Source organism: Arthrobacter gandavensis (genome assembly GCF_015355785.1).
In the GTDB taxonomy this organism is placed as follows: domain Bacteria; phylum Actinomycetota; class Actinomycetes; order Actinomycetales; family Micrococcaceae; genus Arthrobacter_B; species Arthrobacter_B gandavensis_A.
In genome coordinates, this window is sequence record NZ_JADKYW010000005.1 from 197,523 (window position 1) to 211,175 (window position 13,653).

Annotated in this window: 7 protein-coding genes; 2 read left to right on the forward strand and 5 right to left on the reverse strand. The window is 61.4% G+C overall.

The genetic code is table 11. The features are described 5' to 3' along the window. The first annotated feature begins 49 nt into the window (after window positions 1-49). Entirely contained in the window at window positions 50-1,978 is a 1,929-nt protein-coding gene (locus ITX31_RS06015; protein ID WP_323745666.1) for a DUF6541 family protein, read from the forward strand. A gap of 489 nt (window positions 1,979-2,467) precedes the next feature. Here ITX31_RS06015 and ITX31_RS06020 read toward each other — a convergent pair whose 3' ends face one another. The 5 genes from ITX31_RS06020 to ITX31_RS16060 form a co-directional block, all read right to left on the reverse strand. Beyond that, window positions 2,468-3,196 (reverse strand): ABC transporter ATP-binding protein, encoded by a 729-nt coding sequence (locus ITX31_RS06020; protein WP_194782577.1) that lies wholly within the window; start codon window positions 3,194-3,196, stop codon window positions 2,468-2,470. Between the two features lie 2 nt (window positions 3,197-3,198). Then, window positions 3,199-4,071 (reverse strand): ABC transporter permease, encoded by an 873-nt coding sequence (locus ITX31_RS06025; protein ID WP_194782578.1) that lies wholly within the window; start codon window positions 4,069-4,071, stop codon window positions 3,199-3,201. Window positions 4,072-4,073: 2 nt separating this feature from the next. Then, a complete protein-coding gene (locus ITX31_RS06030) occupies window positions 4,074-6,005 on the reverse strand; it encodes a glycosyltransferase (RefSeq protein WP_194783533.1) in 1,932 nt (643 codons plus the stop codon). 110 nt (window positions 6,006-6,115) lie between these two features. Next, the gene (gene glf / locus ITX31_RS06035) at window positions 6,116-7,303 is read right to left on the reverse strand and encodes a UDP-galactopyranose mutase (protein ID WP_194782579.1); all 1,188 of its coding nucleotides are present in this window, start codon (window positions 7,301-7,303) and stop codon (window positions 6,116-6,118) included. Window positions 7,304-7,366: 63 nt separating this feature from the next. Further along, window positions 7,367-9,433, reverse strand: coding sequence for an acyltransferase family protein (locus tag ITX31_RS16060; RefSeq protein ID WP_323745597.1), 2,067 nt, complete (start codon window positions 9,431-9,433; stop codon window positions 7,367-7,369). A 393-nt stretch (window positions 9,434-9,826) separates the two neighbouring features. Here ITX31_RS16060 and ITX31_RS06045 point away from each other — a divergent pair, with 393 nt between their 5' ends. Beyond that, window positions 9,827-13,645 (forward strand): FtsK/SpoIIIE domain-containing protein, encoded by a 3,819-nt coding sequence (locus ITX31_RS06045; protein ID WP_194782581.1) that lies wholly within the window; start codon window positions 9,827-9,829, stop codon window positions 13,643-13,645. The last annotated feature ends 8 nt before the right edge of the window (window positions 13,646-13,653 follow it).

Below are 13,653 nucleotides of genomic sequence, written 5' to 3' on the forward strand. Positions count from 1 at the left end.
CTTGTCCTGGATACCTGTTCTGCCTGTCCTTTTGGCGACCGCAGGCCTGGTGTTGCTACCCGGTTTCCTTGTCGCTTTGGCCCTAAAGTTCCGCGGATTCTCGGCATTCGCTCTTGCACCCGCTTTCTCAGCGGCCGTTGTGGGCGTTTTCGGCGTCCTTGCAGACATCGTCGGTTTGGAATGGTCTGTTTGGATTTATGCCGCGGGCACAGTCCTGACATGTTTGGCGGGCTGGATTGCCACGGCCATCGGGTCCAAGGGAGCGACCCGCCAGGATCCGCCCGACGTGCGTGCCGCGGATGCGTGGCGCAGCGTGGCAGTGCCGCTGGCGGCGGTTGCACTTGCTGCAGCCATGGTTTCCAGGCGGCTTATGCAATTGATCGGCCAGCCGGAGAATTTCGCCCAGAACTTCGACAACGTGTTCCATCTCAACGCCATCCGGTACGTGGTGGAAAGCGGAAACGCTTCGTCGCTCACCATGGGCGGACTGGGCGATGAAGCCGCCGGAAGCGTGTACCCGGCAGTGTGGCATTCCTTCGCCGCATTGACGGTGGAAGTGAGCGGCTCCAGTGTCACATTGGCGGAAAACTCAATCAACATCGTTGCGGCAAGTCTTGTGTGGACGCTTTCCTGCGTCTTCTTTGCACGCAGCGTCTTTGGAAATAACCCCCTGATCACGCTCGCGGCGGGGGTCCTCTCCGCCGTTCAGATCGCTTTTCCGTTCCTTCTGCTCGTTTGGGGGCCTCTGTTCCCCAACACACTTGCTACCAGCATGCTTCCGCTCCTGCTGGGCATAGTCGTACGTCTCTTCCGGATGGGCAACTTCGACCAGGACCAGCCCCTTCAGCGGTCATGGTGGATAGCCTTCCTGCTTGCCCTGGCCGGAGCTTCCACGGCACATATGAGCGTGATCAACGCCCTTCTGGCGTTTGCCCTGCCGCTCATCCTGACAAATTGGTGGCCTTCGTTCAGGCAGCAACTGGCCGGGCCACGCCCCACGCTGATCATCTTCATTGTGCTGTCGATCATCGGTGCTGTTACAGCCACGCTCATATGGCTATTCCTCAGGCCCGCGTTCTATGATTCCTGGGGCCCCTACACCACCACAGGCGGTGCCATAGGTGAGGCCCTTACCAATAGTCCCATGGGAACCCCCACCAACTGGTTCGTTACTATCCTGGCAATCGCCGGAGGAGTCTACCTGTTCCAGATCCGGGAGCACCGGTGGCTGGTTGCAAGTTACGCCCTGGCCGTCTGGTTCTTCGTAGTTGATGCCTCCCAGAACCGCGGTTTCCTGCGTAACTTCCTGACAGGCAACTGGTACCAGGACACCAACCGTTTGGCGGCTTTCCTCCCGGTATTCGCCACCGCCCTTGGGGCTGTTGGAGCCTGGGCGATTATCCAATGGATCCGCACTGCCCTGCCTGAACGTACGGCGCACAGGATGGAAGAGCGATGGGCGTACGCGCGCTCCGTCCCTGTCCTCGCACTGACTGTCCTGACCGCAGGCATGGCCGTGCTGGGGTACTTTGGTCCCGTGAAGGACTACATCAAGTTCGCCATGCCGGTGTATGCCTTCGACGAGTCCTCACCATTGCTCTCGCCCGCCGAACGAGATCTGGTTGAGGTCATCGACGGTTACGTTCCCGAAGATGCGGTAATTGCGAACAATCCTTCGAACGGCGGTTCCATGGCGTATGCCCTCGGTGGCAGGGAAGTCCTGACTCCGCACATATTCGCCAGTAACGACCCCGAGCGGATCCTCATCTCCGGAAAGTTGCCCGAGTTCAGCTCCGAGGTGTGTGCGGCCCTTGCGGAGGAAAACGTAGAATATGTCCTAGATTTCGGCACACGCGCCATTTCTGACACTGGTGCCGAATACGCCGGTTTGACGGACCTTGCCGACAAACCCGGCTTCGAGCTAGTCAAGTCCACGGGGCCAGAGGCGAATCTATACAGGATCACCGGCTGCGAATAAACTGATGCTTGATGGCCGTGCGGGGCCCGTAGTGTTTACCGACCTCCAGGTTAGTGTGAGGCGGCAGCTTGCAGGCTATCACCGTCACGCAGACAAAGAATCGCTCGTCGTAAGCTAGTACCAGGAAGCTGGACTACCCAAATTTGTTCCTAAGCTGCGAGAGCCGCGGGACATTGCTCCGGCCTAAGACGTTGGACCGCCGTTGAATCCGCGGCTGTCCGTAACTTCCATGACGGCGTCGTCGCATCAGTTTGCGGGAACTAAGTGAGCTGCCCCAGCGCCCCTAGAAGTTTGCGCCGAACGTGTGTTGATAAAGGCGTCCGTTCCGAACGGACTTCGGGCTTTCCGCGCACGGCATTCGAAGGGCCACGTAATGAAGCGTTTGGGTAGAGCAAACTCTCCAAATGTACCGACGGGCTGGAAAAAGATACGTCGAGGGGAAGGACCATCTTTATGCAAACCACAACCTTCGGCCTTTGGGCGTATGAGTCAGTTTGCTCGCATCCGGCTAACGACGTCATGAACCGGACCGTCCATGATCACTTCACCGTGCTCGAGCAGCACTCCCCGCTCACAGATGCGGGACACCAAGTCTAGGTCGTGGCTGACTACCACCAGGGTTTTCCCCTCTGCGGCGAGCTCCTTGATCTTGTTGATGCACTTTTTCTGAAACGGTTCATCGCCGACCGCAAGAATTTCGTCGACGAGAAACACCTCAGGATCCGTATGCACCGCCACCGAGAAAGCAAGTCGAAGGTACATGCCGGAGGAATAGAACTTCACCTCCGTGTCGATGAACTGACCAATCTCGGAGAATTCAACGATGGAATCGAACTTCTCGTTGATTTCTTCCTCAGACATGCCAAGGATCGCCCCGTTCAGGTACACATTGTCACGTCCGCTCAGATCGTGGTGAAAGCCTGCTCCCACCTCGATTAGTCCGGCGACCCTCCCCCTGGTGCCCACGGTCCCACTATCAGGACGCATAACTCCTGAGATGTGCTTCAGGAGGGTGGATTTGCCGGAACCGTTGAGTCCCAGCAGGGCAACTGTCTCCCCCTGTTCAACATTGAGGGACACGCCTTTCAGCGCATGAAACTTCTCTGACAGGTCCCCTTTGCGTCCCTTGACCAGCCACACGAAGGCTTCCTTCATGGAACGCGTATGCCGCAGGACAAACTGCTTGTTGACGTCTCGTACTTCAATGGCATTGACCAAGCTTAAAGCTCCTGCGCGAATCGGCCTTCAAGGCGGCGGAAAACGAACTGGCCAAAGAGCATCACGGCTGCAGAAATGGCCAGTCCAACGGGCAGCCACAGGGAGAGGAGATGAGGAGGGATCTGCTCTGCCCCATCCGTAGTTGGCAGCCAAAAAGCGAAGTGGAAGGTCTCCACGCCTACGGTTATTGGATTCAACTGGTAGATGTTGAAGGCGGTCTCTCCCAGTTTGTCCCGCACCATCACCCATGAGTACAAAACCGGGGATGCCCAGGTAGCGATCATGAGCAGCATGTCTACGAGGTTCTCAGCATCACGGAAGTACACGTTGACCGCACCGAACAACAAGCCAAGACCCGTAGCCAGCAGACCAACGATCACAAACCCGCCAAGGGCAGCCGCTAATTCCAGCACTCCCGGACGCCAGCCGTTAAGCAAGCAGGCCACCAACAAGATCAGTATCTGCGGCACGAAATGCACGCCCGAGACCCAGACAGACGCCACGGGAAACAGCTGGCGGGGAAGATAGATCTTCTTTATCAGACCGCCGTTACCTACGATTGACCGGGACGCGTTGCCCAGCGCTTCGGTGAAGAAGTTGATCAGTACGATGCCGGAGAAAAGGTAGATGGCATAGTTCGGCAGCCCTCTGGGGTTACTGTCGCTCTGTTCGAGGTTCAGGAAAACCCCCAGGGCAACGTAGAAGACAACGAACTGAACGCCCGGTTTGACGTAGGACCACAACAAGCCCAGCACGGACCCGCGGTAGCGTACTTTCAGTTCCTTGGAGACCAGAAGCTTCAGGAGAAACCGGGAGCGGACCAGGTCAACGAAACCCGCTCCGCGACCGGGAGTCTCCAGCCGTTCAGAAGACAACCTTATTTGCTCTCTTCCGAGTATTCATCGAATGTCTTGCCCCAGGCTTCCAGTGAGGTTATCGAAGGAAGCGCCTCACGGTAGATCTCGCTGAGATTTTGCCAGTTCTTCAGAACGATCGCGTTCAGGCGCATGCCCTCAACGAGCAGTTCCTTGAGCTTCGCGGGATCCCGGTGGTACCAGGATGCGGCCGTTCCGTCTGCGTTGGTGACTATTGCACTGTCGTACTGCGACATGCGCCACCACTTGTTGTCTACGTGAGCCACACGGGCTTCAGGTCGCTCTACACTGCTGCTGGAGACAGGCTTCGTTAGCTGCCGAACGAGCGTTTTAGCGGCCCACGGGACCAGCGTTACGTAGGAAGGTGCTTGGAAACCGCGACCGCGCCGCGGCGGCTTGCTGACCCCGGGGGTGGGGAACGCGTCAGGATCCGGCTCGAACCTCGCCTCGGAGTAGTCGTTCCTCATGGACTGGATCTCGGGCAGCTTGTGAGCGAGGATCCCGTGGAGGTTCTCGGGTCCTGCCAGCAGGTCCCGCAGTGCCATCACGCGGGTCTGGGCAGTGAAGTACTGCATCGAGATCAGGTGCTTCACATCGATGAAGCTGCCTTCCCTGACAACGCGTCCGCCGTGGGGATAGGGGCTGTGCAGAAGTGCCGTAATGATGCGGTTCCGGCTGTGGAAATAAGCCTGCCAATCCACGGCGTCATCTTTGTCGGCCCAGGTAATGTGCCATACCGCAGATCCGGGAAGCGAAACAGTGTCGTAGCCGGCAGCCTTTGCGCGCAGGCCATACTCGGCGTCATCCCACTTGATGAATACCGGGAGGGAAAGCCCAATGTCCCGGACGACCTTCGTCGGAATGAGGCACATCCACCAGCCGTTGTAGTCGACGTCAACCCGGCGGTGCATCCAGGGGGTTGTCCGCAGGTTCGTCATGGCGAAGTCGTGGCCTAGAACCTGGTCCTTGATGGGATGGTCGGGCTGGAAACGGTAAGGATTGACCGTTTCGCCGAAGGTGTGCAGAACTGTGCGATTATACAGGTCGAACATGTGGCCACCGACAATTGTCGGCTTGTTGCAGTGGTCGGCAAACGTGACCATACGCGCGATGCTCTCCGGTTCGACCACTACGTCGTCGTCCAGGAGGAGCACATAGTCGCTGTCATTCTGGACCGCTTCATACATGCCGCGGGCAAAACCGCCGGATCCGCCCAGGTTGCCCTGATGAATCAGACGCAGTTTTCCGTCAAACCTGGCTTCAAGCTCCGCGAAGCCTGGAGCGTTCTTAACCTTCCTGGTGCCCTGGTCGACGATCACAACCTCTTTGAGGTACGCGAGGGCGTCCGGGTTATCTGCCAGGATGCGCAGGTTGTTGAGGCAGAAGTCCACCTTGTTGAGGGTGGTGATTTCGAGCGTGACGGAACCGGGGGCTTTGGCGGGGCCGGGAGCCTGCCACTCGGCAGAGTTCAGGGCCAGGGGCACTGAGCCGGCAACGAGGTCGAACCAGTACCACCCTCCGTCCCCAAACGGCTTCAGCGGCAGGTCGAACGTGGAGACTGTTTCTCCTGCTACCCGACGAGTCTCTACGTGCTGAAGCGAGCCGCGCGCGTTCGAGCGATAAACGCTGACGACGCCGCTGCCTCCGGTTGCGACCTGCAGCCGGATGTTCTCAAGCTTCGTCCACCGCCGCCAGTAGCTCGCGGCGAAGGCGTTGAAATACGTTCCGAAGGAGAGCCGCTGCCCGGGACGCGCCATTCCTGATATCCGGGAAGTGAAGTCCTCAACGTTCACTTCTCCCTGCGGTGCAGCGGCTGATGATGCGGCTGCGGACGGTTTCCCGTCCTTGGACGTGGTCGTCATGGACCCGTCCATGGTGTTAAACGCAGCCCCGCGGGCCGTACCGGTGTCCACGTAAAGAAGGGCAGTGTCCATCTGGCTTTGGTCCGGGAAAATAACCCGCTGCACAGTGTGCCACGAGTCCCCTGGGCCGGTAGCGTCCACGGGGCCTGACTGCTGCAGCTCCGTCGCTGCATCGACCTTGCTCACGCGTCGACTCCTCCGCTTTCCAGCTTGGCTCCCCCGGTGAAGTGGGGCTTGATCTTATTCTCGTACATGGACAGAGCCGAGCCGATCGCCATGTGCATGTCCAGGTACTTGTATGTTCCGAGGCGCCCGCCGAAGAGAACGTCCTTTTCACCCTTCGCGAGGTCGCGGTAAGCAAGCAGCTTGGACCGGTCCTCAACGGTGTTGACCGGGTAGTACGGTTCGTCACCCTTTTCGGCGAACCGGGAGAACTCACGCATGATCACCGTTGCGTCCTTGGTGTAGTCCCGCTCGGGGTGGAAGTGCCGGAACTCATGGATGCGCGTGTAGGGGACGTCTTCATCCGGATAGTTCATGACCGAGGTGCCCTGGAAATCTTCGATCGGCAGAACTTCTTCTTCGAGGTCGATTGTGCGCCAGGACAGGTCCCCTTCGGTGTAATCGAAGTACCGGTCTACAGGTCCGGTGTAGACGACCGGAACCTGGCCCAGGGTGGTTGCGCGGGAGAACTCGTGTCCGTCGTCAAAGAAGTCGGTCTTGAGGTGCACCTGAATGTTCGGGTGGTCTGCCATGCGTTCGATCCAGGCCGTGTAGCCATCTACGGGCAGGCCCTCATACTTGTCATTAAAGTACCGGTTGTCATAGGTGTAACGGACCGGGAGTCGGGAAATAATCTCGGCTGGCAGGTTCTTGGGGTCCGTCTGCCACTGCTTGCCAGTGTAGTACTTGATGAACGCTTCGTAGAGCGGACGGCCGATTAGCTGAATCCCCTTGTCGTTGAGGTTCTGGGGATCAGTGCCGGCAAGTTCGCCGGCCTGCTCCTGAATGAGGGCCTTGGCTTCGGCCGGACCCATGGAAGAGCGGAAGAACTGGTTGATGGTACCGAGGTTGATCGGCATCGGGTACACCTCGCCCTTGTGGCTGGTGTAGACCTTGTGCACGTAGTTCGTAAACTGGGTGAACTCATTCACGTAGTTCCAGACCCGCTCATTGGAGGTGTGGAAGAGGTGGGCACCGTATCGGTGCACCTCGATTCCGGTCTGCGCTTCGTTCTCGCTGTAGGCGTTGCCACCGATGTGGTGTCGACGGTCCAGGACCGCCACCTTCAGGCCCAGTTCTTTTGCAGCGCGCTCGGCTATGGTAAGGCCGAAAAAGCCTGACCCAATCACAACGAGGTCAACGTTCACTTGTCACTCCTGTTAAGTTTCGGTGCGGTCTTCGACGCGCACCCGACGGTCAAGGATATCTGACTATTCGAGAGGAGGCACTTCACGGCCGAGATTGGCGGAAGTCCCACCAGCTGCGAGCGCATCGTCAAGCTTCTGTTCAAAGATCGGACGCAGACTCTCTATGTACGTCCTCGTTAGATGGTGGTTATCGAGGTAGACCAAGACGTTCCCGATGACCGCTGGGCAGAAATTTTCCGCGCATAGGTACTCTGTGAAATCGAGATGCGCGACTTCGGGAACTCGAGAATCTATCTCAGCAGGATTAGTATCCGCCAACGTCCTGCGGGCGTCGATCCCACACACATCGGGCTGCGATTCGTTCTCCTCAACGCAAACTGGCGCGGACATATCCATACGAGGCGTGTCTCGTACAGCAACCACTAACGACCCAGCTTCCCGGAGTTGTGCAACGGATGAAGCCCATGTTTGGTCCATGTACTCGTCACCATCGAGGACAGTTATGCTACCCGTAGTAATCACAAGAGCAGGCGGCGATTCCAACAGTTCCTCCATCGTCTGCCTGTTAAAGCTCAAGCAGTCTTCGGCTGTTTCTTCTTCGAATGTGATCGGGCAGAATCCTTTGATACGGATCCCTAGGTTCCAGCCTCGTTCCTCCGCCATCGGACGAACGGCTGACAACCACATCTGAGCATGGGAGCTCCCTGCAACCACCACGCGGGGCGCATCTTCGCTGGCAAGGTCCAGGTCACACACAACTTCCATTCGTCGCGTATCCGTACAACCTTCTGGCAGGTCCGGCCACTCTTTACTTGCCATTTCAGGGCGGGGCAGCACCGGAGCGTCATCGTCTGCTGTGTTCACATAGCCTGGCAGCATGGCCAAGGCCCCCGGGTTGTTGCGATCGGCGCCCTCGGCCAGAGTGCCAGCCTGAATTCTCAGGTTGACCTGCCACCCGGCCACCGGTAAGGCGATGAGGAGCACACAAACGGCAACAACAACGGCCGCTCTTCGCTTCTTCTTCTCCGCCCACTGCATGGAACGCAGGGGCCGCTCCACAAACCGCGTAGTCAGGTACGCCAGCAGAAGGGACAGCAAGATGATGGCGGTACCCCCCACCGGCCCCACTTCCTCACGACCACGCCAGATCATGTAGATGATGAGGACGGGCCAGTGCCAGAGGTAGAGGGCGTAGGACATGTCGCCGAGCCGGATCAAAGGCTTCCAGGTCAAGAGCCTATCGGCGCCAACTGGGCTCTCCGTCTGTCCCGCAAGGATTATGAGAGCGGCAGCAACCAGCGGCCACAGCGCTACATAGCCGGGGAACTGGCCCTGCACATCGAGGATAAAGCCGCCCGAGAGCATCGCTGCCAGACCGATCCAGCCTGCCGCAACCCGTAGCGGCCGCGGAATCTTCAGATACGGCAGCGCCAGGACCAGCAGGGTACCGAAGGCGAATTCCCAAAGGCGCGTCCTCGTATCGAAGTAAGCGTGGACCTGGTTCGTATACGTTTCGTAAATCGAGAACGTCAGGGACACAGCGAATACCGAGCCGAACACCAGTAGCACTGCTCTGCGGACGCGGATCTTCGCAGCTTTGGCTATGAACCCTGCCAGCGCGAAAAGCAGCGGCCAGAGGATGAAGACCTGACCCTGTACTGACAGCGACCAGAAGTGCTGCAGCGGACTCGCGATGCTCTGGTCGGTTGCGTAATAGTCAACCGAGTTTGCCGCGAGTGCCCAGTTCTGGAAATAGAAGAGAGATGACCAGGTCTGGGAGAGGATCTCCGACCAGCGCGAGCGAGGAACAAAGAGCGCGGCAGCAACCAGTATGCCCAGTAGCACCACGACGACGGCGGGCAGCAGACGTTTGAACATGTGCAGCCAGTAGCGTCCGAGGTCCAGCGCCCGGCCGGCTTCAAGTTTGCGCACAAAAGAAAGAGTGAGCAGGAACGCGGAGATCAGCAGGAAGATGTCCACGCCGCCTGAGACACGCCCAAACCAAATGTGGTAGGTCACCACCATGAGCACAGCAAGTGCCCGAAGTCCCTGGACTTCGGGCCTGAACCCCGGTTTCGGGCGAGCACGCGCCTGCTCATGTTTCCGAGTGGCTAGTACTTCCTGGTGCACACGGGCCTTTCAAGTAACTTTTCGTGGTCTCCCCCGTGGTGAGTCTACCGCTCCTCCATCACTGGACCCCGCAACACGACCCGTCCCCAACCCGGAAGATATCCACAGCCGCCCCGGTCCCCCACCCTGCGTCAGCACTGTCGAATAGCTTGGAGCCCTCCGGTTGTACCCTTTTAGGGAGGTGAATACGTGGCAATCCACGGTGCTGTAGCGGCACACTTCGTGCCTGACGGCCCCTCATCCGTACCCACATCCGGCCTTCTGCCAATCGTGATTAATTCCATACGTTCCGTAACGGACGCGGAGTTGGCCGGCCATGTGAATGACATGCTGCGCCCTTCCCCGTCTCAATCCAGGCCATCCGTTGCCCCTGCTTTCACCATTGCTGACGTTATGGGGAGCCGCATTCTCATCCCCCCGGGCACCGAGCGGCGGGAACTCTGGGCCAAACGCGCCCTCCCCGGGCTGGTCCTGGTGACCCACACTGGACCGGATGCCGGACGCATCGAGGAACTGAAGCCGGGCAGATACTGGCTGGGACGCCCCGGAAAGCAACAAGGAACTTGTCCGGCGGGCACCGGCATCCTGATCAGCGACCCCGCAATGTCCCGTATCCACGCTGCACTCGAGGTGAATGCCACGGGCGTGGAGATCTACGACGGCGGCTCCAGCAACGGACTGTGGGTAGACGGCAAGCGAGTTAGCCGGGCACGGCTGTCAACTGCATCCCTCGTTCGGGCAGGAAACACCCTGTTCCAATTGCACATCCCCGGTACCGGCACAGCGGTTTCGCCCGGAGCAGCAGAGTGTGGTGGAACTGGCAGCTCACTGCCGGCAATGGACGGCCCTGTCGAGGTCCAGGGCACTCCGCCGCAGCGTCCGGGCGCGGGCACCCTGGCGGCAGCGTTCCTTCCCCTCGGACTTGGGACTGTGCTCGCAGTATCCACCGGAATGTGGTTCTTTCTGGCATTTTCGGGGATCGGAGCGCTCACTGCCGGTGCCGGGCTCCTGGTCCACCGGCGGCGCCGTACCGCCTTTCGAAATGCCGAAGAGCACGCGGCAGCAGCGGACCGCCGGCGCCGCCATGCCCTGCACCCCACTCTGGGCCAACGGTGCCTCTCGGCACTGACAGCCTCCGTTCTCGGGGACTCCACGCCGGCTGGCTCCATTCAATGGGACCCAGCACCGAACAGCACAGCGGAAGGCGGCACACGGAACCGGCCCGTGGCCCTCCGCCTTGGCACCGGTTCCCTTCCGGCAGACCTGGCACTCCGAGACCCGAATAACGCCTGGCGCCCGCCCCTGCACGATGCCGTGCCCGTAATCCTGGAGGCAGAAGCCGGCAGTACGGTGTGCCTCATGGGTCCCCCCGAGGACGTCCAGGGGCTGTGCCGTTCCCTGCTGCTCCAACTGGGCAGCGGCAGCGTGCCGGACGGGCCCGCGGTTGCGCTGCTCGGCACCAGAGCTGATGAACTCATCTGCGATGCCCGGTTCCTCCCGGGCATCGCACTGGTCCCTGCCCGGCACGAGAACGCTGCGGTGGCCGCGCTGGTCACGCTCGCGGCCCAGCACCCCGGCCTTCCGTTGATCGTCGTCGCACCCCCGGGAACATGGAACACGGCCTGGCGGATCTGGGCCGCCCTCCCCGAACAGACCCGCAGGATCACCTGTCTCATCGCCTGCCGCGACCCCGGCAACTCGCCTGTCCGGCCAGACGCCGACGCGACAATCGCCCTGGTCCGGGACGGCGGAGTCCTCACCCGGGACGACCATCGGCAGCACTTCCTTCCGGACCTGGCAGGAGTGCGCAGCTTCCACCGGGCAGCGCTGCAGCTGGCTGCCTCGTCTTCCGGGATCGTGCCTGATGGTCGTCCCCCTCTTTTCCCGGAACCAGCGGAGAACGTGTGGAAAGAAGTCCGGCCGCTTCGCGCGGTCATTGGTCATGCCGGCGGGCAGCCCGTGAGCCTGGATCTGGTAGCGGACGGACCTCATCTCCTCATCGCCGGCACCACAGGCTCCGGAAAGTCCGAGCTGCTGCGGACCCTGATCGCGTCCCTTGCGTGCCAGGCGCCGCCCCCGCGCCTGAACTTCCTGCTGATCGATTTCAAGGGCGGATCGGGCCTGGCACCCCTGGCGGATCTCCCCCACACGGCGGGCTTCCTGACCGACCTGTCCCAGGAGAACGTGGCACGTGCCCTCACCTCGCTGCGGGCTGAGCTAAGGCGCAGGGAGTCCCTCCTCGCCGATGCGCAAGCCACTGACCTGGATGAATTTAACGCCCGCTCGGCGCCGAAGGACGCGCTCCCCCGGCTCATCGTCGTCATCGATGAGTTCCGGATGCTGGCGGACGCAGTGCCTAATGCGCTGCAGGAACTGATGAAAATCGCGGCCATTGGGCGTTCCCTCGGCCTTCATCTCGTCATCGCCACGCAACGGCCGCAGGGTTCCGTCACGGCTGATATACGCGCCAACGTTGCTGCGTCCATTTGCCTGCGCGTACAGTCCCCCGTGGACTCCCGCGACATCGTTGGCTGTGACGACGCCGCCGCCATCCCGGCTTCCTCGCCGGGAATGGCGATCCTGCGCCTGGCCGGCGCGGCTCCCCGGACCTTCCAGACCGTTTCCACGGCAGCAGACGGTCAAAGCCCGCCCCTGGTGCAGACCCTTGCGGATTTCCTGTCATCCCCGGCAAGGACGCCCGCCTCCGCCGGCCCCGGCCTGGAAAGGATTGTCGAGGGGCTCAAGACCGCGGCCGCGCAAGCCGGATTCCCGGAACGTCCGCCGGCTCCCGTCCAGCCGCCGCTCCCTGCTGACCTGGATTCCCGCCCCGTCCCGCCGCCAGGCCGTCTTCGGATCGGGCTGGCGGACCAGCCCGCTCAGCAGGCTCAGGACTGGCTTGACTGGGACCCCAATGAACATTCCCACCTTGCCCTGGTCGGGCTGCCCCGGGCCGGGCCTGCGGCTGCCGCATGCGCGTTCGCCCGGCAGCACGTGGCACAGCTGCCGGGACGGCACCTCTACGTGCTCGACGGCGACGGCTCACTCTCCTGGATGGCCGGCCATCCGCAGGTGGGAGCCTGTGTGCAACCCCATGAAACGGCCCGCGCTTCCCGGGTCTTGTCCCTGCTGGCCGACACGCTTCTTGAACGGATCACCGCCTCACGAAACGGCGCCGGCATCACTCTCCTGGTCTCCGGGTGGGGCAGATGGCAGGAGTCGTTCCGCTCAGCCCGGGCATCAACCGGTGAGGATACATTGCTTTCCCTCGCTCGGGACGGAGCCGCCGCGGACATCTGCCTGCTGGTATCCGGCAACCGGGAACTAAGCACCGCACGGTTCTTCCAGCTTCTGCCCAACCGGTTGTGGTTCCCTGCAGGCCTTTCGGAGGACGCCCTTCTGGCCTGGCCACGGATGCCGGAGCTGGGGCCGGTGCCCGGCCGTGCATTCGTCCAGGGCCCCCTGGAACCCGGAACAGCGGAGACTCCGGTCCCCCGGACGGCGGACGGGGCGAAGACCGTTGCGCAGTGCTACCAGCGCGACTGGCCGGCAGGGCCTGCGCCGCTTCCGGAAGGAACACCCCCTCCGCGCCGGATCGACGGGCTCCCGCGCAGCGTCCTGTGCAGTCATCTCGACCCTGCATCCGGGCCAGGCAGGTTCCCGGTGGGTATGGGCGGAGATAATCTCAAAACCGTAGAGGCACATGTCCCGCCCGGATCCGTGTTTACGGTCCTGGGGCCGGCATGCTCCGGGAAGACAACGCTCCTGGAAACCTTCGCGGTGGCTGCGCGGCTCTCCTCCGGGCACGGTCCGGAAGCTGCCCCGCCCCGGCTCTACCGGATCGGCACCGCCAATGGCAGCGCTGGAGCCGACGACGGTCCTCCGCCGCCTGCCGGCAGCCTTAGCGGCTGGCTGGTCCTGGCCGATGACGCGGACCAGCTGCCTGCAGAAGACCACGAGCTCATGACCCAGCTGGCCTCGCGTGGTGCCGGTATAGTCCTCAGCGCCGTTCCCGCGTACAACCTGCTCTCCCGGCTCCCTGCGGTAGACAGGAGCAGGACACCGGGCAACGGCGTGCTGCTGGCACCCACCCGAGATTCTGACGGTGGGTTCTTTGGGCTCCGGCTGGCGGTGGAGGACAGGCCGATACCGGGACGCGGGTATCTCTTAACCGGCGGCTCCCACGTGGAAGTACAGTTCGCAGCCCCCGGCTAACACGAGCA

Coding starts and splice junctions, on each gene's coding strand:
- ITX31_RS06030 (WP_194783533.1), bottom strand. CDS start 6,005: ATGGACACTGCCCTTCTTTACGTGGACACCGGTACGGCCCGCGGGGCT.
- ITX31_RS06045 (WP_194782581.1), top strand. CDS start 9,827: ATGGGGAGCCGCATTCTCATCCCCCCGGGCACCGAGCGGCGGGAACTC.